The following is a 24,921-nucleotide window of genomic DNA, read 5'->3' as shown; positions in this document are numbered from 1 at the left end:
TCCGGGCAGGCGGCGCCGTCTGCCGGTCGCTTTCGACGGCGCGCCTCCAGCAATCAGTGCTTGCCGCCGTGATGCTTTTTCTTGCCGTCGTCGCCGTGCTTGTGCTTGCCGGACTCGGGATCGGGCTCAGGTTCGATGGCGATGGGGTCGCTGGCCGGGAAGGTTTCCTCGAGCGCTTCGTCGAGCGGGTCTTGCTGCGGGGGCGTGGGGGCTTTGGGCTTCGATGCGCTCATGTCTGGGCTCCGTGGCGGGGATCATGCGTGTCAGCATATCGCAACGGGCTAATCCATGAACGTATCCGGGTCGCGGCGCGCCGCGGCCCGCTTCGCCGGGTGCAGGGCGCGTCGGATGCCGGCCGGGAAGGGGCCGGCATCCGACGGGATGCGGGGGAAAACGTGGGTCGATGCGCGGACCGACCCGGGGGCGGGAATCAGCGGTTAGCTGTTGCCCGAACCTTCGCCGCCGTTGTTGCCGCCGTTATTGATGGAGCCGTAGAGCCGGCGGCGGCGCGTGACGACCACCGGGCCGTCCTGCGACGAAGGGCGCTCGCCCGTCGGCGAGGGCGCCGACCACGACTCGCGCGGCTCCCTCGGTTCGCGGGGCTCGCGTGGTTCTCTCGGCTCGCGGGGGCCATGGCCGCCGTGGCTGCCGTGCGGCCCGCGGCTCGTGTGCTCGCCGCCGTGCGCGGGGCGCGCCGGGCGCGGACCCGGACGCGTGCCGGTGTCGAGCTGGATCGTAGAGATGGCCCGCTTGTAGATGCCCTGCAAGCCTACGGGCGTGCGCAGCATCACCAGATACTGATCGAACGACTCGATGCATCCGGTCAGGCGAATGCCATTGACCAGATAGATTTCGACGCGCTTGCGTTCCTTGCGCGCGGCGTTCATGAAGTCGTTTTGCGGATGCGATTCTGCGGAAGGCATGGACGAAATTTGACCTGGCGGCTCAATGCCGCATTCAATTGGAAACGTTTGCTCGACGGGATTCTACCCTGTGTCGGCGAGGCGCGCGTGCGTGAACACACGCTACAGCAGCACTATACCGGCTCGGCGCGGCGTTGGCAGATTGCAAGCGGTTGTTCATCGTGGCGATCCTGGACCGGTGAACCCTGTGCGGCGTGCGCGGTGCGCCACCCTAAGATACACGACGCGCGGGCCCGCACTGTGACAATGCGCTGCATTTCACGCGCCTGATTTCACAGAGTAGTGCAAAGCGGCGGCGAGCGTGCGCCCGATTCTCGTCCATCAACGCAATTGACAGCCGAGGCTCGGGCACGAGCCTCGGGTCGGGATCGATTGTCGCGTTGCGTACCCCATTATTTCCGTGCGCTGGGTCACATCGCGGGAATGAGTCGCTGCCTGTCGTGCGCAGAAGTGTCGGCATGGCAGGCGCTGTGCCGTGCCGATTCCGTGCCGATGCCGCGCCCATGCCGGGTCTCGTCCCCGGTCTGCGCGAGCCGTGGCGGCAGCGAACGTTAGCCCGCCGCCTGCTTCCCGATCTCTTCGTCGCGCAGTTCGCGGCGCAGGATCTTGCCGATATTCGATTGCGGGAGCGTGTCGCGGAACTCGACGAGGCGCGGCACCTTGTAGCCCGTCAACTGCTGGCGGCAGAACTGGATCAGCGCTTCTTCGGTGAGCGCGGGATCGCGCTTCACCACGAAGACCTTGACGCGCTCGCCCTGCACCGGATCGGGCACGCCGATCGCCGCCACTTCGCGTACGCCCGGATGGGCGGCGAGCACGTCCTCGATCTCGTTCGGGTACACGTTGAAACCGGAGACGAGGATCATGTCCTTCTTGCGGTCGATGAGCCGAATGTAGCCCTGCGGATCCATCATGCCGATGTCGCCTGTCGCGAGCCAGCCGTCTGCGTCGAGCACCTTCGCGGTTTCGTCGGGCCGCATCCAGTAGCCGCGCATGACTTGCGGTCCTTTCACGCAGAGCTCGCCCGCTTCGCCAACGTTGGCCCACGTGCCGTCGTCCTTGCGAAAGCGCACGAGCGTGGAGGGCGCAGGCAGGCCGACCAGTCCTTCGAAGTCCTGAAGATGGCCGAGATCGACGGGATTCATCGTCACGATGGGCGAGCATTCCGTGAGGCCGTAGCCTTCGACGATGGGTTTTCCCGTGACCGCCTTGAAGCGCTCGGCCACGGCCTTCTGCGTGGCCATGCCGCCCGCCATCGCGAGCTTGAGGCCCGAGAAGTCGCGCTGGCGGAACGTCTCGTTCTCGAGAAACGCGTTGTAGAGCGTGTTGACGGCCGACATGCAGCTAAAGCGTTCGTGGCGGATCGTCTTCATCACGCGCTTCACGTCGCGCGGATTCGCAATGAGGATATTGCGCCCGCCGAGCGCCATGAAGATCATCGCGTTCACGGTGAGCGAATAGATGTGATAGAGCGGCAGCGGGGTGAGGACCGTTTCCTGGTCGGCGTCGAGCTGGCCGGCGGTCCATGCCTTGGCCTGCAGCAGGTTCGCCACCATGTTGCCGTGCGTGAGCATCGCGCCCTTGGCGACGCCCGTGGTGCCGCCCGTGTATTGCAGGAAGGCGAGGTCGTCGAGCTTGAGGTTCACGGGCGCGAACGGCCGCCGCGCGCCGGCTTCGAGCGCCTTCAGCATCGGCACGGCTTGCGGGAGACGGTAAGCGGGCACGAGCTTTTTCACGTGCCGCAGCATGAAGTTGATGAAGCGGCCCTTGAGATTGAGGCCTTCGCCCAGCAGATCGCCGAGCCCCGTCACCACGATCTGCTTCACGCGCGTGCCGGGCAACGCATCTTCCAGCGTTTTTGCGAAGTTCTCGAACACGACGATCGTTTCGGCGCCGCTGTCCTTCAACTGATGCGCGAGTTCGCGCACCGTGTAGAGCGGGTTCACGTTGACCACGACGGCCCCCGCCTTGAGCGCGCCGAAGAGCGCCACCGGGTACTGCAGCGTATTGGGCAGCATGATCGCCACGCGCTCGCCCGGCTTCACGCCGACCTCCTGCAGCCACGAGGCGAACGCCGTGGCCTTGCGCGCGAGCGCGGCGTAGGTCATGGGCGAGCCTGCGCTCACGTAGGCCACGCGTTCGGCGAAGCGGGCCGTGCATTGATCGAAGAACTGGGCGAGCGAGGTGAACTGGCGAGTGTCCACCTCGCGCGGCACGTCGGCAGGATAAGACGCGTACCAGACGCCGTCGGTGTCCGGCGCCGTGGCTTCGCGGGCGGGCGTGAGTGCAGCGGCGTCGGCGTTCGCGGGCGAACGGGGCGTGTCGGTCATGAGGTCCCTCCGGGCTTTCGTTATAGCTTGAATCGTGCCACGGCGCGGCGCGGCAAGGAAGCTTGCCGGTAAACGGGCAAGGGCAATCGGTGTGGACCGCGCAAAAGAAAAACCGCGCCGGGCAGGACCCGGCGCGGTTTCGTGTGGTGCTGCAGGGCGGCATGGCGATGCCGCCGTATGCGATCAGGCGCTCGACACCTGTTTGGCCGACTGCGTCATGTCGATGCCGCGGCGCTCGCGGCTGAAGAGGATCAGGATGGCGATCAGCACGGCCACGGTGCCGGCGACGACGGCCATCGCCAGCGCGTAGTTGTTGTCGTGCGTGACGGCGAACGACGATTGCAGCGTGGCGTTGACCGAAGCGAACAGATTGCCGAGTTGATAGACGAGGCCCGGGAAGGTTGCGCGGATTTCGTCGGGCGAGATCTCGTTCAGATGCACGGGGATCACACCCCACGCGCCCTGCACGGAAATCTGCATGAGGAACGCGCCGAGCGCGAGCAGCAGCGGCCCGCTCGAGAACGCCCACAGCGGCAGCACCGGCAGCGCGAGCAGCGCGGCGATGCAGATGGCCTTGCGGCGGCCGATCTTTTCCGACATCGAGCCGAAGAAGAGCCCGCCCACGATCGCACCGATATTCAGCACGATGGTGATGAGCGAGACCGTATGCGGATCGAAGTGATGCTGTTCGCGCAGGAAGGTCGGGTACAGATCCTGGGTGCCGTGCGAGAAGAAGTTGAAGCACGTCATCAGCACGATCGCATAGATCGACAGTGCGAAATTATGCTTGAGCGTGGCGAGCAGGCTCGGGCGCGCACGCTGTTTCATCTCCTTGAACGCAGGCGATTCGGGCACGTTGGCACGCACGTAGAGTACGAGCAGCGCCGGCAGCACGCCGACGAAGAACATGCCGCGCCAGCCCACATGTTCGTAGAGCACGCCGAACACGATGGAGGCAAGCAGGAAGCCGCTCGGGTAGCCGGCCTGCAGCAGGCCCGACACCGCGCCGCGCGCCTTGGGCGGAATGGTTTCCATCGTGAGGGCGGAGCCCACGCCCCATTCGCCGCCCATCGCGATGCCGAAGAGCGAGCGCAGCACGAGGAACGTCATGAGGTTGGGCGAGAAGCCCGTGAGCAGTTCGAACAGCGAGTAGCACGCGATGTTGATCATCAGCGTGGGCCGGCGGCCGAACTTGTCGGCGAGGCGGCCGAAGATCAGCGCGCCGAGCGGGCGCATGGCCAGCGTGAGCGTAATGGCGAAGGCGACTTCGGGAATCCTGGTATTGAATTCGTGGGCAATGTCTTTCAGGACGAAAACCGTCAGAAAGAAATCGAACGCGTCGAGCGTCCAACCCAGATAGGCGGCGATCGTGACGTTTCTCTGTTCCCGCGTCCAGCTCATGTGATTGTTCTCCTGGTATGGCTTTACGGTGCCGTCTAGAGCGGCGGTGTCTCGTGCAGCCCGCGACGCCCCGCGCAACGGACTTGCCGGGAGTGTACGCCCGGGATTAAACAATTGCATGAATGCGGACATCAACTTCGGGCTAATCCCTGGCCGATTTTTTCCGATTTTTTCGAATGAAATTTAAACGTAATTTAAAAGTAAATTAAATGAATGCTTGTGTGGGGAGCGGTGTGGCGGTTAGCAGGAAAGCCAGTCGAGTGCGCTGTCGATACCGTGCGGATCACCCCTGCTCAGCATGGCTTCGGCCAGCCATTTCCGATTTTCTGCTGGGCGGTGTGGTCGCGGTTTCTTTGTCCGCCTTCCGATGCGCGCTGAATTTGTTGTGAACGACCGTGCTTTTCCTTATTTACCTCGCGCAGACGCATGGCTAGAATCGGTCGCCAATGTCGGAGAGCCGGCGAGGCCGGCCCCTCCGGACCCCCATGGCCGCGCCCCGCGCCGGCCGCGAGACACAGGAGACATCAAGCATGCAGGTAAGGGACATGTTCGAACTGGGCGGGCAGGTGGCGCTCATCACGGGCGGCTCGCGCGGGCTCGGGTTGCAGATGGCCGAGGCGCTGGGCGAGATGGGGTGCCGCGTCGTCGTCACGGCCCGCAAGGCGGATGAACTGGCGCAGGCGCAGCGCCACCTCCAGGGTCTCGGGATCGAGGCGATGACCGTCGTTACCGACCTGCAGCGCGCGGAGTCCGTCGCGCCGCTCGTCGATGAAACGCTCGCGGCCTGCGGCAAGATCGACATCCTCGTGAATAACGCGGGCGCCACGTGGGGCGCGCCCGCGGAAGATTATCCCGACGAGGCGTGGCACAAGGTCATGAACCTGAACGTCAACGCGCCGTTTTTCCTCGCGCGCGAAGTGGGCAAGCGCAGCATGATTCCGCGCCGGAGCGGCAAGATCATCAACGTGGCCTCGATCGCGGGTCTCAAGGGGACGCTCGGGCCCATGCAGACCATTGCGTACAACACCTCGAAGGCCGCGGCCATCAACTTCACGCGCGCGCTTGCCGCGGAGTGGGGCAAGTACGGCATCAACGTGAATGCGATCTGCCCGGGCTTCTTCCCCTCGAAGATGTCGGCCGGACTGCTCGACAAGCTGGGCCAGACGGTTATCGACCACACGCCGCTCAGGCGCCTCGGCGACGACGACGACCTCAAGGGCGCCGTCGTGCTCCTCGCGAGCGCGGCAGGCCGCCACATCACGGGCCAGTATCTGGCCGTCGACGGCGGCGCGAGCGTCGTCTGACGCTTGCCTCGTGTTCCGCACGCGCCGCAGGCTTCGCGGCGCGCGTGCCGATTGCCTAACGTGCGCGCGATGAGCGGCGCACATTCAACGAGACAGAACCTGCCATGCCCACGTCAGTTCAGCCGCAACCTGCTTCACAGCCTGCCTCTCACTCTGCTTCCCAAACGTCGGCCGAGGCCGGCGCATCCCTCGCGAGACCGAATCTGCCTTCGCCGCACTGGCCCCCGCATCTTTCGCCCCACCTCACGATTCCGGCCACGAACCTGTTCTATAACGCCGAGGTCTCGGCGGCCCGCTTTCCCGACAAACCCTACATCGTCTTCTACGACACGCTTGTCACGTTCGCGCAGTTCAAGGACGAGGCCGAGCGCATGGCCGGCTATCTCCAGCAGCACTGCGGCGTGAAGGCGGGCGACCGCGTGCTGCTCTATATGCAGAACAGCCCGCAGTGGGTCATCGCGTACTACGCGATCCTGCGCGCGAACGCCATGGTGGTGCCGGTCAATCCGATGAACATGACCGAGGAGCTCGCGCATTACGTGGAGGACAGCGGGGCGACGACCGCATTCGTCGCGCAGGAGCTGTACGCGCGCATCGCGCCGCATGTGAGCGAGGGGCCGGCAAGCAATGCGGCGCCGGGCCTGCAGCGGCTGATCGTCGCCACTTATGGCGATTACGTAAAGGGCGAACCGTCGTCGCCCGTGCCCGAATTCGTCGGCGCGCCGCGCTACGTGGCCGGGCCGGGCGTCGTGCACTGGGCCGATGCGCTGGCGCTGCGCGTGCCGCCCGGGCCGCTCACCGCGGGCTCCGACGATCTTTGCGTGATGCCCTATACCTCGGGCACGACCGGCAAGCCCAAAGGCTGCATGCACACGCACCGCAGCGTAATGAGCACCGCGGTGGGCGGGTGCAACTGGTTCGGCAGCAATCAGGATGCCGTTCAGCTTTCCGTGTTGCCGTTCTTCCACGTCACCGGCATGCAGGGCGGCATGAACAGCCCGCTCTATAACGGTTCGACCATCGTGGTGCTGCCGCGCTGGGATCGCGATGCCGCTGCGCGCGCGATCGAGCACTATCGCGTCAACGGCTGGCAGGCGATCTCGACGATGGTGGTGGACTTCATTTCGAATCCGCGCATCGGCGAATACGACCTGTCGAGCCTCGCGTGGATGCGCGGGGGCGGCGCGACCATGCCCGATGCCGTCGTGAAGAAGCTGCACGACTTGACGGGCCTCGAGTTCGTCGAAGGCTATGGCATGTCCGAGACCATGGCGGGCACGCACATCAATCCTCCGCAGCGTCCGAAGCCGCAGTGCCTGGGCATTCCGGTGTTCGACGTGGACTCGCGCGTGATCGACCCGATCACGCTGGAGGAGGTGCCGGACGGTGCATCGGGTGAACTCATCATGCATGCACCGCAGGTGATGCAGGGTTACTGGCGCAATCCGGAAGCCACGCGCGACGCGTTCATCGAGCGCGACGGCAAGCGGTTTCTGCGCACGGGCGACCTCGTGCGGCGCGACGCGGAGGGCTACTACTTCATCACCGACCGCCTGAAACGCATGATCAATGCGTCGGGCTATAAAATCTGGCCGGCCGAAGTCGAGGCGCTGATGTACCGCCATCCCGCCATCAAGGAGGTGTGCGTGATCGGCACGCAGGACGCGCGGCGCGGCGAGACGGTGAAGGCCTGTGTGGTGCTCGACCCCAGGCAGGTGGGCGCCGTGAGCGAGGACGACATCATCGCGTGGGCACACGACAACATGGCGGCCTACAAGGCGCCGCGCGTGGTGCAATTCGTCGAGACGCTGCCCAAGTCGGGCAGCGGCAAGATCCTGTGGCGCAAGCTCCAGGAAGACGAGGCAAACGCGCAGCGCGGCTGAGCGCCGGCGCGTTTGCCTCTCGCTGCGTTTCGTCAGGATAGGGCGGCTCTTGCGCTTGACGGCGCAGGGGCGGCCAATACATCGTCATCCTGATCGATTGCGCAAAAGCGCGGCGTCTTTCTCAGGCGCCCGAGAGCGCGGGCAGACCCGCGCCCGTATCTTGCCAGCCGCCTTCCCAGCCGGCCTGCATGGCCGGCGTCTCTCTCGTCGTCCCCTGCGATGCCACGCGCCCTGCGAGCCAGTCGCCGGGCAAGCGCGCGTGCTTGAGCGCGAGAATCGCCTCGCACAGGAACTCGCTGCTGTAGGCCTTGAGCAGATGCGGGTGGTGTACATCGATATAGGCGGAGATGCGTGCGCGCTCGCCCTCGATTGCCGCGAGCGAATAGAGCGTTTGCATGTCCCAGCGAAACCTCAAGCCCAGTTCCGCGAACGCTGCGTTGAATGCGCTCAGGTGCGCTTCCAGGTGGCGGTCGTGTTCGGCAGCATGCCGGAGGGTGGACGATTGGCTCATGGCAGTCTCCTGAATGGCGATGGCGTGAACCAAGCGTAGAAGTGCGGATGAATAAACGATAGTTAAAGTTTTTTCTGATTTGTATTCACCATTGCTTATCTATTGAAGCGGATGGGTGGGGCTGCCGCCGGACTGCGCGTAAACCCCCCATAGCTACGTCGCTTTCGCTGATATATTGTATGTGACATGTGGAATGTTTGTAGAGCCGGTCAAACAAACGTTGGAGACAAGCGACCGATGTCCGCCGATAGACAAGCCGATGCCGAAGCCCTCCCGCTGGCCTTTGCGCTCGAACCGATCAACGCCGCCGTGTCTCTGCGCGACCAGGCGTACGCGAGGCTCAAGCAGGCGATTGCGCAGACCGACATCTACCGCTCGCGCGACGAGATCCGTCTGGACGAGAAGGAGTTGACCGAGAAACTGGGCGTGAGCCGCACGCCGGTGCGCGAGGCCATGACGCTGCTTGAGCAGGAGGGGTTTCTACGCACGGTGCCGCGGCGCGGCGTGTATATCCTGCGCAAAACGCGCAAGGAAATCGTCGAGATGATCTATATGTGGGCCGCACTCGAAAGCATTGCTGCCCGGCTTGCGACCCAGCGGGCCACCGACGACGACATTGCCCGCCTGCGCCGCATGTTCTCGGACTTCGGCGACACCACGCCGTCGGACCATATCGAGGAGTATTCGGAGGCCAACATCATGTTCCACCAGTCGCTGGTGGAACTGTCGAAGTCGCCGATCATCGTGGACACCCTCAAGAACATCTTCATGCATGTGCGTGCGATCCGGCGCATGACGATCGCGCAGAGCGACCGCGCTTCGCGCTCCATTGTCGATCACATGCGCATTATCGAAGCGCTGGAGCAGCGCGACACGGAGCGTGTCGAGCAACTCGTGCGCCAGCACTCGATCGATCTTGCGCTGTTTGTGGAGGCGAACTGCGATTTTCTGGACTGATTGTGCGAATGCAGGCTGTGCCGTGCAGGCATGAAAGATAGGTATCCATAATTTTCCGGTATGAATCGATATTCGCGGTGCCTGGATAATTTGTATGGACTGCGTAATAAATGAGGTGGTGTGCGGTGGTCTCGATGCGCCGCTGCGCCGCCTGGCAAGGACAGCGGCAGTTCGCATAACGAAGCACACAAATGCTGTCGAAAAACATCTTGACTAATATTGTGTGTGAAATATTGTATATCACGACTCACGTAACGCCCCGCCAAAGAGGAGACGTCATGGCAGAAGCAGGCATCAACGAGGCGCAAAACAGCCCGGCGCCCGAAGCGCAGCAAACGACAGACGGTTTTCATCTCGTCATCGACGCGCTGAAACTCAACGATATCGACACGATCTTCGGGCTGGTCGGTATCCCCATCACCGATCTCGCCCGTCTTGCGCAGGCCGAGGGCATGCGCTTCATTGGCTTTCGCCACGAGCAGAACGCAGGCAACGCCGCGGCCGTGGCGGGCTATATGACGAAGAAGCCCGGCATCTGCCTGACCGTTTCCGCGCCGGGCTTTCTCAACGGTCTCACGGCGCTTGCCAATGCCACGACCAATTGCTTCCCGATGATCCTCATCAGCGGGTCGAGCGAGCGCGAGATCGTCGATCTGCAGCAGGGCGACTATGAGGAGATGGATCAGCTCAATGCCGCGAAGCCGTATGCGAAGGCTGCGTACCGCGTGCTGCACGCCGAGGACATCGGGATCGGGGTGGCGCGGGCGATTCGCGCGGCCGTCTCGGGCCGCCCCGGCGGTGTGTATCTCGATCTACCGGCCAAACTGCTCGCGCAGACGATCGACGCGGTCAAGGGCCAGCAGTCGCTCGTGAAAGTGGTGGATGCCGCGCCGCGCCAGATTCCGGCGCCCGAAGCCGTCAAGCGCGCGCTCGATGTACTGAGGAATGCAAAGCGACCGCTGATTCTGCTCGGCAAGGGCGCCGCCTACGCCCAGGCCGACGCATCCATTCGCGCACTTGTGGAGAAGAGCGGCATTCCTTATCTGCCGATGTCGATGGCCAAGGGCTTGCTGCCCGATACGCATGCGCAATCGGCTTCGGCCGCGCGCTCGTTCGTGCTGGCCGAGTCGGATGCCGTGCTGCTGGTGGGCGCACGCCTGAACTGGCTGCTCTCGCACGGCAAGGGTAAGACCTGGGGCGCACCGGTGGCCAAGCAGTTCGTGCAGATCGATATCGCGCCCACCGAGATCGACAGCAACGTTGCGATCGAAGCGCCGCTGATCGGCGATATCGGTTCGTGCGTCGAAGCGCTGCTGGAAGGCATCGGCGACGATTTCCCGCAGCCGCCCGCCGGATGGCTCGACGCGGTCGCCCAGCGCAAGAGCAAGAACCAGGAAAAGATGGCGGCGACGCTCGACAAGAATCCGACGCCGATGAATTTCCATAGCGCGCTGCGCGCGATTCGCGACGTGCTGAAGACGCGGCCCGATATCAACGTCGTCAACGAAGGCGCGAACACGCTCGACTACGCGCGCAGCATCATCGACATGTACCAGCCTCGCAAGCGCTTCGACTCGGGTACGTGGGGGATCATGGGCATCGGCATGGGCTTCGCCATCGGCGCGGCCGTGACGAGCGGCACCCAGGTGGTCGCCATCGAAGGCGACAGCGCATTCGGCTTCAGCGGCATGGAGCTCGAAACGATCTGCCGCTACGACCTGCCCGTGTGCACGATCGTGTTCAACAACAACGGCGTCTATCGCGGCACCGACGTCAACCCAACGGGCGGCGCAGACGTCGCGCCCACTGTCTTCGTGAAGAACGCGCGCTACGACCGGATGATGGAGGCGTTCGGCGGTGTCGGTCACCACGCCACCACGCCCGAGGAACTCACTGCGGCGCTGCTCGAAGCCATTGCGTCGGGCAAGCCCACGCTCATCAATGCCGTCATCGACGAAGCCGCCGGCACGGAGAGCGGGCGCCTCACGAATCTGAATCCGCAAAGCGCGGCCATGAAGAAATAAGTTCGGTCCAGCAATCCAATCGACAAGGACGCATCAGTCCAGGTATCAGGAGATACGGTAATGAGCAAACCCCTCGACGGCATCAAGATCATCGACTTCACGCACGTGCAGGCCGGCCCTGCCTGCACGCAGTTGCTCGCGTGGTTCGGTGCGGACGTGATCAAGGTGGAGCGTCCGGGCGCGGGCGACGTCACACGCGCGCAGTTGCGCGACATTCCCGATGTCGATGCGCTGTACTTCACCATGCTCAACAGCAACAAGCGCTCGCTTACACTCGACACCAAGAAGCCGGAAGGCAAGGAGGTGCTCGAGAAGCTGATTCGCGAGTCGGACGTGCTCGTGGAGAACTTCGGGCCCGGCGCGCTCGATCGCATGGGCTTCACGTGGGAGCGCATCAAGGAGCTCAATCCGAAGATGATCGTCGCTTCGGTGAAGGGCTTCAGCGAAGGCCATCATTACGATGACCTCAAGGTCTACGAGAACGTGGCGCAATGCGCGGGCGGTGCCGCTTCGACCACCGGCTTCTGGGACGGCCCGCCGACCGTGAGCGCGGCTGCGCTTGGCGACAGCAACACCGGCATGCACCTTGCCATCGGCATTCTCACGGCGCTGATCGGCCGCGACAAGACGGGCAAGGGGCAGAAGGTGGCCGTCTCGATGCAGGACAGCGTGCTCAACCTGTGCCGCGTGAAGCTGCGCGACCAGCAGCGTCTCGACCGCGTGGGCTATCTGGAAGAGTATCCGCAGTATCCGCACGGCAGCTTCAGCGACGTGGTGCCGCGCGGCGGCAATGCGGGCGGCGGCGGACAGCCGGGCTGGGTGCTCAAGTGCAAGGGCTGGGAAACCGATCCGAACGCGTACATCTACTTCACGATCCAGGGCCATGCGTGGGAGCCGATCTGCCGCGCGCTCGGCAAGCCGGAGTGGATCGACGACCCCGACTACAAGACGGCCCAGGCACGCCAGCCGCATATCTTCGAGATCTTCAACACGATCGAAGCGTGGCTTGCCGACAAGACGAAATTCGAGGCGATCGACATTCTGCGCAAGTTCGACATTCCGTGCGCGCCGGTGCTGAGCATGAAGGAGATCGCGAACGACCCGTCGCTGCGCGCGAGCGGAACGGTCGTGGAAGTGCCGCATAAGGAGCGCGGCAGCTATCTGACCGTTGGCAGTCCGATTAAATTTTCCGAGCTCAAGCCGGAGGTCAAGGGCTCGCCGCTCCTGGGTGAGCACACCGACGAAGTGCTGGCGGATCTCGGCTACACGGCACAACAGATCGCCGCGCTGCACGAAGTTCGCGCGGTCTGACGACAACTGCCACGGCATGCGCCGCCCTCCCGTTGAGGGCGGCGCCGACCGGCTAACCGGCGGCTTGCCTTGACCGCCGCTCAATGGCTGTTTATTCGCTGCTCAACGATAGAACCATTGCCATGACAACCGCCATCGATTTTGCGCAGCTTGCCAACGTGATAGGCGATGCCATCGTCATTTCCGATGCCGCAGGCGACATCACGTTCTGGAATCCCGCCGCGACCCGCATGTTCGGCTATACCGAGGGCGAGGCGATGGGCCGGACGCTCGACCTCATCATTCCGGAGCGCCTGCGCGGCCGTCACTGGGAGGGCTATCACAAGACCATGGCCAGCGGCGAAACGCGCTACGGCAACGACGTGCTGCGCGTGCCTGCGGTGGACAAGGCCGGCCGCTCGCTTTCGATCGCCTTTACGGTGGCGTTGCTGCACTCGCCCGAAGGCGCGTTGACGGGCATCGTGGCCGTCATTCGCGACGAGACGGCGCGCTTTCAGGAGGAGCGCGGGCTGCGCAAGCGCCTCGCGGAACTGGAAGCGCAGGCGCAGCAGTCCTGACGCCTCGAAGGAACGGGTCATGCATACCGAAACGCTCGGACATTACGAGGTCGAACTCTCGGCCCGTCAGTTGATACATAACGGCGGCTGGGCTGCATTTGCCGCCATTCACGAACTTGCCGAGGATACGCGCGGTGCCGAAGAGGCCGGTTTTGCGTGGCAGCACCTGGCCGACGAAACCGTTTATGCGAGCGAGGCTGCTGCGCTGGCAGGCGCTCGCGCGGTAGCGCTCGCGTTTCTCAAGCCGGGCAATCCGCAACCCTGAGCGGCCGCCCGCCAGACGGCGCGGCACGATGCCCGGCAAGAGACCGCGGCACACGGAATTCCCCCATCGAGCAGGAGACGTTTCATGAAGTTGTGGCTACGCATGCGGCGCGCCAGGTGGCTTGGCGCGCCGTCGATTGATTCTACCTTCGTCATCACCTCGTTCGTCTGGCGAGGTGCCTCATGGCGATGACTCTTGCCGTTCCTCGCGAAACACAGGCAGGCGAGCGCCGTGTGGCAGCGACACCTGAAAGCATCGCACAACTAATCAAACTTGGTTATACCGTCAACGTGGAAGCGGGCGCCGGCGTACGCGCGTCGTTCGGCGACGAAGCGTACCGGAGCGCCGGCGCATGGATCGTGGACGATCCGCTGACGCTCTGGAGCACGGCGGATCTCGTGATCAAGGTGCGCCCGCCGACCATCGAAGAGGCGCACTGGCTCAAACCCGGCGCGACGCTCGCCGGTTTTATCTGGCCCGCACAGAACGCAGCGCTGCTCGATGCGCTCGCTGCGCGCAGCGCCACGGTGCTCGCCATGGATTGCGTGCCGCGCATCTCGCGCGCGCAAAAGCTCGACGCACTGAGCTCGATGGCGAACATGGCCGGCTATCGCGCGGTGATCGAGGCGGCGCAGCACTTCGGCCGCGTGTTCACCGGCCAGATCACGGCGGCGGGCAAGATGCCGCCGGCGAAGGTGCTCGTGATCGGCGCCGGCGTGGCGGGGCTCGCCGCGATCGGCGCGGCCCGCGGCCTCGGGGCGATCGTGCGCGCATTCGATACGCGGCCCGAAGTGGGGCAGCAGGTGGAGAGCATGGGCGCAGAGTTTCTGAGCGTCGATATCGAGGAGGAGGGCGGCGGTTCGGGCGGCTACGCGAAAGAGATGAGCGCGAAGTTCATCGAGGCCGAAATGGCACTCTTCGAAGCGCAGGCGCGCGAGGTGGACATCATCATCACTACGGCGCTGATTCCAGGCAAGCCCGCACCCCGCCTCATCAGCGCCGAAACCGCCGCCTGCATGCGTGCCGGCAGCGTGATCGTGGACATGGCCGCGGAACAGGGCGGCAACTGCGCGCTCACCCGCCCCGGCGAGGTTGTCGATGCGAACGGCGTGACCGTGATCGGCTATACCGATCTGCCCAGCCGCATGGCGAACCAGTCTAGCCAGCTCTACGCCACGAATCTGCGCCATCTGCTCACGGACCTCACGCCCGCGAAGGATGGCGAGTTGCAGATCGATATGGACGACGTCGTGCAGCGTGGCACCACGGTCATGCAGCGCGGCAGCGTGTGCTGGCCGCCGCCCGCGGTGACTCCTTCGCCCTCTGTGGCACCGGCTGCGGTGCTGCACAAGGCGGCAGCGGCAAGCGGCCATGGCGGGACGAGTGATGCGGATGGTGCAGACGCCGCGCGTGGCCGGAGCTTCTGGCCTTTGGCAGCGCTCGTGGCTGCCGCGCTGTTGCTGCTTGCCTTGGGTGCCGTTGCGCCGCCCGCGTTCGTTGCGCACTTCACGGTGTTCGTGCTGGCGGTGTTCGTCGGCTACCAGGTGGTCTGGAACGTCACGCCAGCCCTGCATACGCCGCTCATGAGCGTGACCAATGCGATCAGCGGAATCATCGTCGTGGGTGCGCTGCTGCATCCCGGCAGCCCGGGAACGATCGTGAGCGTGCTGTCCGGCATCGCGCTCGTGGTCGCGACGATCAACATCACGGGTGGTTTTCTCGTGACCCAGCGCATGTTGAAGATGTTCCAGCGCACCTGAGGAGACGTCACGATGAACGGAATCGGAAACATGGCGTGGCTCGGTGCGGCCACGCTCTTCATCCTGAGCCTGCGCGGCCTCAGCCACCCGGCGAGCGCAAGGCGCGGTAATTTATACGGTGTCCTTGGCATGGGTCTAGCCGTGTTGGCCACCTTGCTTGTGACGGCCGGCGCGGGCCTGCAGATTGCGCTGATCGCGGCGGTGGCGGGCGGCGGGATCGGTGCCACGCTGGCCAAACGCGTGGAGATGACGCAGATGCCGCAGCTGGTCGCGGTACTGCATAGCTTTGTCGGTCTTGCCGCGACATTGATAAGCATAGCGAATTATATGTCCGGGACGGTTGCGGCAAATCCGGTCGAGCAGGCGATTCACGATACGGAAATCTATGTCGGCGCGTTTATCGGCACGGTGACCTTTAGCGGTTCGATTGTCGCTTTCCTGAAGCTGCAAGGCACGCTGAGCGGCAAGCCGCTCGTGCTGCCCGCACGGCATCTGCTCAATGCCGTCGTGCTGGCGGCGTGCATCGCGCTGGGCTACCGCTTCGTGAGCAGCCCAGCCGCCGGAGATGGCCTCTACGCACTGCTCGTCATGTGCGTGCTGGCGGCGGCGCTGGGCGTGCACCTCGTCATGGCGATCGGCGGCGCCGATATGCCCGTGGTCGTCTCGATGCTCAACAGCTATTCGGGTTGGGCGGCGGCGGCCACAGGCTTCATGCTCGACAACGACCTTCTCGTGACCACGGGGGCGCTCGTGGGCTCGAGCGGGGCGATTCTCAGCTACATCATGTGCCGTGCGATGAACCGCAGCTTTGTCTCCGTGATTCTTGGCGGCTTCGGCACGGTCGCGGCGACATCCGGTGCCGCACCCGAGGGGGAAGTGGTCGCGACCACCGTGGACGAAGTGGGCGCACTGCTGCGCGACGCTTCGGAGGTGGTGATCGTGCCGGGTTACGGCATGGCTGTCGCGCAGGCGCAGGGAACGATCAGCGAGATCACGCGCCGGCTGCGCTCGCTTGGCATACGCGTGCGTTTCGGCATTCATCCTGTGGCAGGGCGCCTGCCGGGGCACATGAATGTGTTGCTCGCCGAGGCCAAGGTGCCTTACGACATCGTGCTGGAAATGGACGAGATCAATGAGGACTTCACGAATACGGACGTCGTGCTCGTGATCGGCGCGAACGACATCGTGAATCCGGGCGCGCAGGAGGACGCATCGAGTCCGATAGCGGGCATGCCGGTTCTGGAGGTGTGGAAGGCGCGCACCGTGGTCGTATCCAAACGCAGCATGGCAACCGGTTACGCCGGTGTGGACAACCCGCTGTTCTACAAGGACAACACGCGAATGTTGTTCGGCGACGCGAAGGGCAGCGTAGACGCACTGCTCAGACATATCGAGGCCGCCTAGCGCGAGCGGGTGCAGGCATTCAACGAATGGAGAGAGACAACGTGGCACACACCGATCGCATCGACGCCGTGTATACGGCGCGGCGGCACAACCGCTGGGTCCAGCTCGTGGCGGGCATCGCCTGCATGGGGCTGGTCGCAAATCTGCAGTACGCGTGGACGCTGTTCGTCGTCCCGATGGACGCCCGCCACCACTGGGGCCAGGCGGCGATCCAGCTTGCGTTTTCGATATTCATCGTCACCGAAACGTGGCTCGTGCCCGTGGAAGGCTGGCTCGTGGACCGCTTCGGTCCGCGTCCGGTGGTGATGGGCGGCGCATGCTGCGTCGCGCTGGGCTGGGTGCTCGACGCCTGGGCACCCGTGCTGCCGGTGCTTTACGTCGCGGCCGTGATTTCCGGCATTGGGGCGGGCTGCGTCTATGGCACCTGCGTGGGCACGGCGCTCAAATGGTTTCCGGACAAGCGCGGCCTCGCGGCGGGCATGACCGCCGCGGGCTTCGGCGCGGGCGCGGCGCTCACCGTGATCCCGATCTCGAACATGATTCAGCACGCCGGCTACGAGCACGCGTTCGTATTCTTCGGACTCCTGCAGGGTGTGTTCATCATGGCGCTCGCTACGCTGATGGTGCGGCCGAAGCCGCCCGCGCACGCGGCCGGCATCCGGCGCGTGGTGGCGACGAAGACCGACTACACCACGCGGCAGATGGTGCGCGCGCCGATCTTCTGGGTGATGTACGCGATGTTCGTGTGCGTGGCCTCGGGCGGCATCATCGCCACCGCGCAGATCGGACCGATTGCCAAGGCTTACGGGTTCGCCTCGATGCCGGTGACGCTCGTGAGCGTCACGCTGCCCCTGCTCACGATGACGCTCTCGATCAACAACCTCTGCAACGGCTTCACGCGGCCGCTATGCGGGTTCATTTCGGATCGCATCGGCCGCGAGAACACCATGTTCATGACGTTCCTGGGCGAAGGGCTCGCGCTGCTCGGTCTGCGCACGTTTGGCCACGATCCGTGGCTCTTCATGCTGTTTTCCGGTCTCGTCTTCCTCTTCTACGGCGACATCTTCTCGAACTTTCCGGCCACCTGCGCCGATACCTTCGGCGCCCGCTATGCGGCCGGCAATGCGGGCACGCTCTATACCGCGAAGGGCACGGCGGCCATGCTTGTTCCTGTTGCCACGCTGCTTTCGGTGCATGGCGGCTGGAACACCGTGTTCGACTTCGCGGCCTGCGTGGCGATGCTAGCCGGTTTGAGCGCAAAGCTGATCCTGCAACCGATGCGGCGGCGCTGGATTTTCCAGTCGGCCGCACCGGCAGCGGTGCCGGAAAGCGTGTTTACGCCTTCGCCGCTGGGGTCGCACGAATAGGCGCGGCAGCGGTTCCGCCACGGATACCGCTGCGCAGTACAACTGCAAGTTCTCGCGGCGCTGCGGGCCGCGAGAACTTTAGTCCAGTTCGGCCGCCAGGTTGCTCCGGGTGATGGCGGCGGGTGCGTATCCACATCATCCCATCCACCCCGATCTCGAACGCTTCATGGCGAGTCGCATGGGAACCCATACGATCGAGATCCCGGCGAGCCATGTCTCGTTGATCTCGCATCCCCAGGAAGTCGCGAACCTGATTCTGCAGGCGGCAGGGCAGGAAACCCATTGATCGCCGGTGCCGGACAGTACGCAGCCGGTCGTGCCGCGATCCGCGCTATGATGGTGTGCCTTGCCGGGGAGGGAGGGCACGCGGTCAGCTCCGGGCATGGCGCCAGCGGACCGTGGGCGCCGGGCGGTCAGCGTTGAGCGGTGAGCGGCCGAAAGACGGCAAAAGTAAAAGGTGGAAGGGCAACCCGTCGGCGCACGCACGGGCTGTTCTTGCCGGTGCGATACCAGTCTTTGTTCCAGTCACGAAAGCGATGAAACAACGCACAGGGTCCAGATTCGCCGCCGCATGCTCACCTCTGGCCTTCATGCCGCTTACGGGCTGCGCTACCCGGGGCGCTCCCTCCTTCGCGCTGTTCGGCGCGTACTTTCCGTTCTGGCTGCTGAGTTCCGTGACCGGCATCGCGGGCGCCGTCGTCGCTCATCGCGTCTTTGTCGCAACCGGCTGGGTCAGGGCGGTGCCTTACCAGCTTTCTGTCTGCACCGCGATCGGTGTCGTCGTCGGGGTGCTCGTCTGGTTGTCAGGAACGGGGCAACTCTAAGATGAAACTTGCCGGCGTGAATGCCAAACCTGCCTGGAAGGGCCGCGTCATTGCAGCCGTCATCGTTCTGCTCGGCGCCGCGGCCTTGTGGTACGCCTACGATCGCTCGACGCGCTTTCCGTCCACGGACGACGCGAGCATCGACGCGGATGTGGTGCACGTCGCGTCGCCCGTCGGCGGCCGGATCGTGCGGGTAGCCGTGGAAGAGAACCAGCGGGTCGCGAAGGGCGACGTACTGTTCGAAATCGATCCCACCTCATACCGGCTCGCCGTGGCGCAGGCGCAGGCCGATGTCGAACTGGCCCGCGCGGCGCTGGCCACGCGTCACCGCACGCTGATCGGCGAAACCTCGAACGCGGCAGTCGCTGCCGACCAGACGCGCCGGGCCACGCACAACTACGACCTCGCGACACGCAGCGTCGAGCGGCTGCGTCCGCTTGCGGCGCAGGGTTATGTGTCCGCGCAACAGTTCGACCAGGCGGTCGTTGCGCAGCGCGACGCGAACGTGTCGCTCGCCCAGGCGCAGGAGCAGCAGCGCGCGTCGGCACAGACGATCGGCGACGACGCCGACGCCATCGCCACTTTGCATGCGCGCGAGGCCGCGCTGGCGATCGCCCGGCATCTGCTCGACGATACCGTCGTGCGTGCGCCGTTCGACGGCTACGTGACGGGTCTCTCGGTTCTCGCCGGGGAGACGGTCGCACCGAACCAGTCCATCTTCACGCTGATCCACGCGGGCGAATGGTTCGCCGTGGCGAATTTCCGCGAGACGGCACTCGGCGCCATCGACGTGGGGGATTGCGCGACCGTGTACTCGATGATCGACCGCACGCATCCGATGCAGGGCAAGGTGATCGGTATTGGCGCCGGCATAGCGGACACGGACCGCATCAACGTGCCGCACGGTTTGCCCTATGTGCAGCAGTCGGTGAACTGGGTGCGGGTTTCGCAGCGCTTTCCGGTTCGGGTGCGCATCGACGCGCCGGCGGCGAAGCTGGTGCGGGTGGGCGCAAGCGCGATCGTCGAGGTCCGGCATGGCCAGTCTTGCCGGTGACGTTCGCGCGCCCGGCCTGCGGGAGATCGCGCAGCTTCTCGCACCGTTTCCGGGGCGCGCCTCGTTCGTCACGCGCATTGCGTTGATGTGCGCGCTGACGACGCTCATCACGAGCGCGTATGGCACTCCAGAGGCCGCGCTTTCGGCCTATCTCGTGTTCTTCTTCAACAAGCCCGACCGCGTGACGAGCATCGTGACCTCGGTCGTGCTGTTGCTGCTCGTGACGGTGATTATCGGCATCGTCATGGTCTTCGCGATTTTCTGCATCGACGTGTCGGCGCTGCGCGTGGGATGCATGGCGGCGCTGTCGTTCGGACTGCTATTCGTTACGTCCGCAAGCAAGCTGCGGCCCGTGGGGGCGATCGTGGCCATGATCGTGGGCTATGGTCTCGACGAACTGGGCCTCGCGCCGATCGGCGAGGCCGCTACACGCGGCCTCCTGTACGCCTGGCTTTTCGTCGCGATTCCGATCGGTGTGGCGATCGTCGTGAATCTCGTGCTCGCGCCGTCGCCGCGGCGGCTCGCTTGCGCGCAACTCGCGAAGCGGCTGAGGCTCGCCGCGCGCCGCTTGACGGATACCGCAACCGATGCCGGGCGCGCCGAATTCGACGCGTGCGTGCGCGAGGGCGACCACCAGATCCTCGCGTGGCTCAAGTTTGCGAAACTCGAAGGCACGGCGACCGCCGCCGATTTCGCGGCGCTGCGTCAGGCGACAGCGTCTTCCACGGCCATCCTGCTCGCTGCGGATCTGGCCGGCAGCGAACCCGCTGCCCGGCTACCCGCCGCCTGCACGGCGCACCTTGCCGCGATGCTGGAAGAGATGGCTACGATGCTCGACACCGGCGGCTACCCCGTAGAGGTAGCGGTCGATGTACGCGACCTGCCTCGGGCGTCCACGCTGCCGCCGCTTGCCGCGCTCGTGCTCGCCGATTTGCGCGCGGCGCTGGAAGGCTTCGCGGTGCCGCCTTCGGAAGCAGCGCCGCCCGCGCCCGTGGACCCCGCACCCGCGCATAGCGGCTTCTTCAATGCGGACGCGTTCACCAATCCCGAACACGTTCGCTATGCGCTAAAGACCACGGTGGCCGCGATGTTCTGCTATCTGCTGTATCAGCAACTCGACTGGCAGAGCATTCACACGTGTTTTCTCACCTGTTATCTGGTGTCGCTCGGCACGACGGCGGAGTCGGTCGAAAAGCTCGCGCTGCGGATTGCGGGCTGCCTCATAGGCGCGGCGTTCGGCACAGCGGCTATCGTATTCGTGACTCCTGCGCTGACTTCCGTCGGCGAACTGATGGCCCTGGTGTTCGTGGGGGCGTGGCTTTCGGGGTGGGTTGCGGTCGGCTCGCCGCGCATTTCGTATGTGGGTTTTCAGATCTCGTTCGCGTTCTTCCTTTGCGTGATCCAGGGCGCCGCTCCCGCGTTCGATCTGACGATTGCACGGGATCGCGCAATCGGGATACTGATTGGCAACACGGTGGCGTACATCGTGTTTACACGCGTATGGCCGGTCAGTATCGCGAAGCGCATCGATACGGCGCTCGCGGCGCTCGTCGCGCAGTGGGCGCGGATAGCGCGCGTGGCCGATTCCGGTGCGCGCCGCGCGCTTGCGGCAGGCGCGCTCGCTCAGTATGGCGGGCTGCAGCAGGACCTGGGCATGATCCACTACGAGCCTTCGTGGGTGCGTCCCGCGCCTGCGTGGATCGCGAGCCGGCAGCGCGTGCTGGCCGAACTCGGCGCGCTGGAAGGGCCGCTTTTTCTTTCTGCCGGCCGCGCAGGCGCGGTGGCCGATGCACGGCTGGGCGAAGTCGCGCGGCGCATGGAGCGCAGCGAGGACGCGCGCGCGGATGCGGACCTGAGGCTCTTTCCCGTTTCGGCGGCCAAGGATGGCATCGCGCCAACTGTTGAAGAGGCAGCAGCTCATGGTAAGGATTCCGAAGTGAGCGCGCTTGCGAACATGATCGACGCGGTGATCGATGTCCGATTCGGCAAGATCGCCATCGCTGCGCGTGCAGCCCAACCTCAGGAGACGACGATCGATGCGCGCCCTTGAAACGACGTGCCGGCTGATCGCATGGATCACGCTGGCCGTCACCGGCACGGCCGGCCTCGCGGGCTGCGCGACATCGTCGCTCGATCTCGCGCCGTCCGCATCCGACCGTCCGTGGCAGCCGCAGACGGACGCGGCGGGGAACATCGTCCCGGGGCCTCCGGGCAACGCTGCCGGCACCGCAAACGCAGGCTACACGTTGCCGCGCAGCAGCGCGCTGGCGTCCATCGAACCTGCGGCGAACCTCGACGCGAACCATTCGTACACGTTGCCCGAACTGATCGATCTTGCCGAATCGTCGAACCCGCTCACGCGGATTGCCTGGAACGATGCGCGCAATGCGGCGCTCGCCACGGGCATCGCGAAGGCCGCCTATTTGCCGCAACTCACGGCGACGGCGATGGGCGGCTACCAGGCGGCAAGCGGTTCGTCATCCACGCTGCTCGGCAACGTGGCGACTAGTTCGGACATCCACGGCACGGTGTCGGTGCTCGCGCTGCAATGGCTGCTGTTCGATTTCGGCGGCCGGCGCGCGCGCGTGGACGCCGCCACGCAGCTTTCGCTGGCGGCGAATGTCGCGTTCACGGCGGTTCACCAGCGCGTGATTCACGACGTGAGCGTCTCGTACTACGGCTACTAGGCCGCGCGCGAACGTCAGCAAACGGCCCAGCAGGCGCTCGATAACGCGAACGGCATTCTCGCTGCGGCGCGTGCGCGGTTCGCACGCGGGGTGGGCACCGTGGTGGAAGTCGCGCAGGCCACGCAAAACCAGGCCCAGGCGAATCTCGTGAAAGTGCAGGCGGATGGCGCGTTGAGCGACAGCTATCTGAGCCTCGTTTCGGCGCTCGGCATTTCGCCCTTGTCGAAGCCGGAGATCGCGCCGTTGCCGCCGCGCACGCTGTCGCCGGCGCTGCACCAGTCGGTCGACGAGATCGTGGCCGATGCGATCGCGCGGCGCCCGGACGTGCAGGGTGCCTACGCGCTCGAAGAGGCAAACCAGGCGAAGATTCGCGCCGCGCAGGCGTCGTTCATGCCGAAGGTGTTCCTCTCGGCGACGGCTGCGTACGGCACCGGCTCCACGGCGATTACCGCGATTCCCCCGGTAGGCGATCAGGCGGCCACGGTGAACCTGAGCGGCAGCCGCCGCAGCGGCGCGGTGTTCCTCGGCGTGACGATTCCGCTCTACGACGGCGGGTTGCGCTCTGCCGTGCTCATGCAGGCGCGCAACGATGCGGACAGTGCCTCCGCACAGTTGACCCGCACGAAGGACGAGGCGGTGCGGCAGGTCGTGGCGGCGCAGAATGCGCTTTCCACGAGTCTGGCTTCGAACGACGCCGCAAAGGCGCTGGTTGCGGCTGCGCACACGACCTATGACGCGGCGTTCGCGGCGTACCGGCATGGCGTGGGCTCCATCACCGATGCGCTGCTCGCGCAGAACCAGTTGATTGCCGCGCAGAACGCGTACGCCGATAGCTATAGCGCCGCGCTTTCGGCGGCGGCTTCGTTGGCGCTGGCGACAGGGGAGATCGGTGCGGCGACGCCGGACGGCGAGCCGGCGTGGTAGTGCGGCGGGGAGCGGGTGCGTGGCGGGGTTTGGCTGCGCAGTTTCTTTGGAGTCCTGTCCAACCTTTTCTGAACGAGACGAGAAATGAAAAAAGGCCGGCTAAATGCCGACCTTTTTTAAATTCCTGGTGCCCAAGAGAGGACTCGAACCTCCACAGTGTTGCCACCGCCAGGACCTGAACCTGGTGCGTCTACCAATTCCGCCACCTGGGCACGTCTTCAAGCTAGACCGCAATTATAGCGGCCCAGCGGAGGCTGTCAACAGATGTTTAAAAGATTGCGCAAAAGCCGAAGCGGATTGCGCCTGGTCGCCCGAATCGCGCGCGAAATTCTCGTACACCCAGGGCAGGCGGGGCAGAAATGAAAAAAGGCCAGCCGAAGCTGACCTTTTTCTGAATCCTGGCGCCCGGGAGAGGCGCCGTACTTCCGGCCGTACTTTCGACCGTACTTCACATAACGTACTGAATATACGATGGTTTTAATTCTGGGTCGGCCGTTAATGTACTAAACGATGTACTAATTTGCAGCGCAGAGTGCAATTTGCTTCGTCCGCATCGGAGCAATGAGCGCGACGAGCGGCAATATCAGGGGATGTTGTCTTTTGGCAACAGTCTCCGACGGTCCCGGGAATTCGCAGGATGCTGCCGGCGAAGGAATCGTGGGACACATCCGCTTTGTGTCGCCACGGGTGCCGTCGCTCTTGAATTCACGGTTGAAGGGGATAGCCGTGTAACAGCGTCTCATCTTGCCGTTCTCCGAATTGCAACGGCAGCCGTGCGTCAATCGGGGCGCGTTTGCGGCATCGCTTTCCTGAGCCGCGATGTTCTGAACCATTCGAACGGTTTGCCGACCGCACCGCAAACGCGTCCTCGGTGATCCGTGAGGCAATGGCTGCTGGGGACTTTCTGTGCAGCAGCTAGAGGCCCATGGCAAGCATGTTGTCTCGTCCCACTATCAGTTCGCGACGCAGGAAGCTAGCGAGGCGGCTTGCAGCGGGAGCCGTGGCGTGGGGATGTTGGAGCAGGCCGATTTCCACATCGGCAATAGGAGGCAAGTCTTCTGCCTCACCGACGATCTGCAGCGTGGGCGGTACGCTACATAGTGCCAGGCCCGCCACTGCCGGTCCTGCCTGCATGACGGCGACAAGACCAGGCAGGCTGGAACTTGCATAGGTACAGCGGTAGGGTCGACGATGGCCGATGTGTGTAGTTAGAGGCTTTCTAGCGCAGGTATTGGGTGTAGAGTTTCCGACGTTGCTCGTGGCCGGTTGTAAGCCGAAGCCCGGCAGCGTAAACTGTCCGCAGCTGGAGATGGCATTCCTCCAAAACCGCCCTATGGGGCTAATGATGCCTACAGACCTGGGAACGGGTACTGTAGGTGCGCGCGAAACATCGCGTTTCTCCCTTCACGTGCCCGTGCCGCCCTCGCGGTGATTC

At 64.6% G+C, this 24,921-nt stretch carries 18 protein-coding genes, 1 tRNA gene, 1 pseudogene and 1 riboswitch; of the genes and pseudogenes, 14 read left to right on the top strand and 6 right to left on the bottom strand.

Annotation, left to right across the window (positions count from 1 at the left end; genetic code table 11):
* Positions 1-53: 53 nt before the first annotated feature.
* From BFE01S_RS39500 to BFE01S_RS20750, 4 genes are all read right to left on the bottom strand, one after another.
* The gene (locus tag BFE01S_RS39500; RefSeq protein ID WP_042338103.1) at positions 54-233 is read right to left on the bottom strand and encodes a hypothetical protein; all 180 of its coding nucleotides are present in this window, start codon (positions 231-233) and stop codon (positions 54-56) included.
* Between the two features lie 204 nt (positions 234-437).
* A complete protein-coding gene (gene hfq, locus BFE01S_RS20760; protein ID WP_028227152.1) occupies positions 438-923 on the bottom strand; it encodes an RNA chaperone Hfq in 486 nt (161 codons plus the stop codon).
* A gap of 551 nt (positions 924-1,474) precedes the next feature.
* Positions 1,475-3,253 (bottom strand): AMP-binding protein, encoded by a 1,779-nt coding sequence (locus BFE01S_RS20755; RefSeq protein WP_028227151.1) that lies wholly within the window; start codon positions 3,251-3,253, stop codon positions 1,475-1,477.
* Between the two features lie 183 nt (positions 3,254-3,436).
* A complete protein-coding gene (locus BFE01S_RS20750) occupies positions 3,437-4,654 on the bottom strand; it encodes an MFS transporter (protein ID WP_028227150.1) in 1,218 nt (405 codons plus the stop codon).
* A 530-nt stretch (positions 4,655-5,184) separates the two neighbouring features.
* Between BFE01S_RS20750 and BFE01S_RS20745 the strand changes: the two genes are divergently transcribed.
* Together BFE01S_RS20745 and BFE01S_RS20740 are read left to right on the top strand one after the other, a co-directional pair.
* Entirely contained in the window at positions 5,185-5,958 is a 774-nt protein-coding gene (locus BFE01S_RS20745) for an SDR family oxidoreductase (RefSeq protein ID WP_028227149.1), read from the top strand.
* Between the two features lie 104 nt (positions 5,959-6,062).
* Entirely contained in the window at positions 6,063-7,841 is a 1,779-nt protein-coding gene (locus BFE01S_RS20740) for a long-chain fatty acid--CoA ligase (RefSeq protein ID WP_084170074.1), read from the top strand.
* Positions 7,842-7,962: 121 nt separating this feature from the next.
* On the opposite strand, the gene BFE01S_RS45910 is transcribed toward BFE01S_RS20740, so the two are convergent.
* Positions 7,963-8,352, bottom strand: a complete 390-nt coding sequence (locus tag BFE01S_RS45910) for a hypothetical protein (RefSeq protein ID WP_042338101.1) — start codon at positions 8,350-8,352, stop codon at positions 7,963-7,965.
* Positions 8,353-8,589: 237 nt separating this feature from the next.
* Here BFE01S_RS45910 and BFE01S_RS20730 point away from each other — a divergent pair, with 237 nt between their 5' ends.
* The 12 genes and pseudogenes from BFE01S_RS20730 to BFE01S_RS39490 all read left to right on the top strand — a co-directional run bounded on the left by BFE01S_RS20730 (position 8,590) and on the right by BFE01S_RS39490 (position 23,486).
* Positions 8,590-9,309, top strand: coding sequence for a GntR family transcriptional regulator (locus BFE01S_RS20730; RefSeq protein WP_028227147.1), 720 nt, complete (start codon positions 8,590-8,592; stop codon positions 9,307-9,309).
* A gap of 278 nt (positions 9,310-9,587) precedes the next feature.
* Positions 9,588-11,333, top strand: a complete 1,746-nt coding sequence (gene oxc / locus BFE01S_RS20725) for an oxalyl-CoA decarboxylase (protein WP_028227146.1) — start codon at positions 9,588-9,590, stop codon at positions 11,331-11,333.
* A gap of 60 nt (positions 11,334-11,393) precedes the next feature.
* A complete protein-coding gene (frc, locus tag BFE01S_RS20720) occupies positions 11,394-12,644 on the top strand; it encodes a formyl-CoA transferase (RefSeq protein ID WP_028227145.1) in 1,251 nt (416 codons plus the stop codon).
* 122 nt (positions 12,645-12,766) lie between these two features.
* The gene (locus BFE01S_RS20715) at positions 12,767-13,201 is read left to right on the top strand and encodes a PAS domain-containing protein (protein WP_028227144.1); all 435 of its coding nucleotides are present in this window, start codon (positions 12,767-12,769) and stop codon (positions 13,199-13,201) included.
* 19 nt (positions 13,202-13,220) lie between these two features.
* Entirely contained in the window at positions 13,221-13,466 is a 246-nt protein-coding gene (locus tag BFE01S_RS20710; RefSeq protein ID WP_028227143.1) for a hypothetical protein, read from the top strand.
* A 182-nt stretch (positions 13,467-13,648) separates the two neighbouring features.
* Positions 13,649-15,226: a Re/Si-specific NAD(P)(+) transhydrogenase subunit alpha gene (locus BFE01S_RS20705; protein WP_028227142.1), complete on the top strand. Its 1,578-nt coding sequence runs from the start codon at positions 13,649-13,651 to the stop codon at positions 15,224-15,226.
* A 12-nt stretch (positions 15,227-15,238) separates the two neighbouring features.
* A complete protein-coding gene (locus BFE01S_RS20700) occupies positions 15,239-16,630 on the top strand; it encodes an NAD(P)(+) transhydrogenase (Re/Si-specific) subunit beta (RefSeq protein WP_028227141.1) in 1,392 nt (463 codons plus the stop codon).
* A gap of 26 nt (positions 16,631-16,656) precedes the next feature.
* Positions 16,657-17,997 carry an oxalate/formate MFS antiporter gene (oxlT, locus tag BFE01S_RS20695; protein ID WP_156967099.1) on the top strand — a complete coding sequence of 447 codons (1,341 nt, stop codon included), beginning with the start codon at positions 16,657-16,659 and terminating at the stop codon, positions 17,995-17,997.
* 536 nt (positions 17,998-18,533) lie between these two features.
* A complete protein-coding gene (locus BFE01S_RS20685; protein ID WP_028227139.1) occupies positions 18,534-18,821 on the top strand; it encodes a hypothetical protein in 288 nt (95 codons plus the stop codon).
* A 1-nt stretch (position 18,822) separates the two neighbouring features.
* Positions 18,823-19,875: a multidrug transporter subunit MdtN gene (gene mdtN / locus BFE01S_RS20680; protein WP_028227138.1), complete on the top strand. Its 1,053-nt coding sequence runs from the start codon at positions 18,823-18,825 to the stop codon at positions 19,873-19,875.
* Positions 19,856-21,925: an FUSC family protein gene (locus BFE01S_RS20675; RefSeq protein WP_028227137.1), complete on the top strand. Its 2,070-nt coding sequence runs from the start codon at positions 19,856-19,858 to the stop codon at positions 21,923-21,925. The genes mdtN and BFE01S_RS20675 overlap by 20 nt, the downstream gene beginning before the upstream one ends.
* A pseudogene (locus tag BFE01S_RS39490) lies at positions 21,912-23,486 on the top strand (TolC family protein). The gene BFE01S_RS20675 and the pseudogene BFE01S_RS39490 overlap by 14 nt, the downstream one beginning before the upstream one ends.
* Before the next feature lie 125 nt (positions 23,487-23,611).
* On the opposite strand, the gene BFE01S_RS20665 reads toward BFE01S_RS39490, so the two are convergent.
* Positions 23,612-23,698: transfer RNA gene (locus BFE01S_RS20665), tRNA-Leu, on the bottom strand.
* Between the two features lie 1,084 nt (positions 23,699-24,782).
* Positions 24,783-24,845, top strand: a riboswitch (Fluoride riboswitch).
* Positions 24,846-24,921: the final 76 nt, after the last annotated feature.

This window comes from Paraburkholderia ferrariae NBRC 106233 (assembly GCF_000685035.1).
GTDB lineage: Bacteria > Pseudomonadota > Gammaproteobacteria > Burkholderiales > Burkholderiaceae > Paraburkholderia > Paraburkholderia ferrariae.
The sequence above is the reverse complement of the archived record's forward strand: the minus strand, read 5'-3'. Positions and strand labels throughout refer to the sequence as shown.

Bases quoted from the DNA above. Each gene is read 5' to 3' on its own strand.
- BFE01S_RS39500 (WP_042338103.1), bottom strand. From the start codon at position 233: ATGAGCGCATCGAAGCCCAAAGCCCCCACGCCCCCGCAGCAAGACCCG.
- hfq (WP_028227152.1), bottom strand. From the start codon at position 923: ATGCCTTCCGCAGAATCGCATCCGCAAAACGACTTCATGAACGCCGCG.
- BFE01S_RS20755 (WP_028227151.1), bottom strand. From the start codon at position 3,253: ATGACCGACACGCCCCGTTCGCCCGCGAACGCCGACGCCGCTGCACTC.
- BFE01S_RS20750 (WP_028227150.1), bottom strand. From the start codon at position 4,654: ATGAGCTGGACGCGGGAACAGAGAAACGTCACGATCGCCGCCTATCTG.
- BFE01S_RS20745 (WP_028227149.1), top strand. From the start codon at position 5,185: ATGCAGGTAAGGGACATGTTCGAACTGGGCGGGCAGGTGGCGCTCATC.
- BFE01S_RS20740 (WP_084170074.1), top strand. From the start codon at position 6,063: ATGCCCACGTCAGTTCAGCCGCAACCTGCTTCACAGCCTGCCTCTCAC.
- BFE01S_RS45910 (WP_042338101.1), bottom strand. From the start codon at position 8,352: ATGAGCCAATCGTCCACCCTCCGGCATGCTGCCGAACACGACCGCCAC.
- BFE01S_RS20730 (WP_028227147.1), top strand. From the start codon at position 8,590: ATGTCCGCCGATAGACAAGCCGATGCCGAAGCCCTCCCGCTGGCCTTT.
- oxc (WP_028227146.1), top strand. From the start codon at position 9,588: ATGGCAGAAGCAGGCATCAACGAGGCGCAAAACAGCCCGGCGCCCGAA.
- frc (WP_028227145.1), top strand. From the start codon at position 11,394: ATGAGCAAACCCCTCGACGGCATCAAGATCATCGACTTCACGCACGTG.
- BFE01S_RS20715 (WP_028227144.1), top strand. From the start codon at position 12,767: ATGACAACCGCCATCGATTTTGCGCAGCTTGCCAACGTGATAGGCGAT.
- BFE01S_RS20710 (WP_028227143.1), top strand. From the start codon at position 13,221: ATGCATACCGAAACGCTCGGACATTACGAGGTCGAACTCTCGGCCCGT.
- BFE01S_RS20705 (WP_028227142.1), top strand. From the start codon at position 13,649: ATGGCGATGACTCTTGCCGTTCCTCGCGAAACACAGGCAGGCGAGCGC.
- BFE01S_RS20700 (WP_028227141.1), top strand. From the start codon at position 15,239: ATGAACGGAATCGGAAACATGGCGTGGCTCGGTGCGGCCACGCTCTTC.
- oxlT (WP_156967099.1), top strand. From the start codon at position 16,657: ATGGAGAGAGACAACGTGGCACACACCGATCGCATCGACGCCGTGTAT.
- BFE01S_RS20685 (WP_028227139.1), top strand. From the start codon at position 18,534: ATGAAACAACGCACAGGGTCCAGATTCGCCGCCGCATGCTCACCTCTG.
- mdtN (WP_028227138.1), top strand. From the start codon at position 18,823: ATGAAACTTGCCGGCGTGAATGCCAAACCTGCCTGGAAGGGCCGCGTC.
- BFE01S_RS20675 (WP_028227137.1), top strand. From the start codon at position 19,856: ATGGCCAGTCTTGCCGGTGACGTTCGCGCGCCCGGCCTGCGGGAGATC.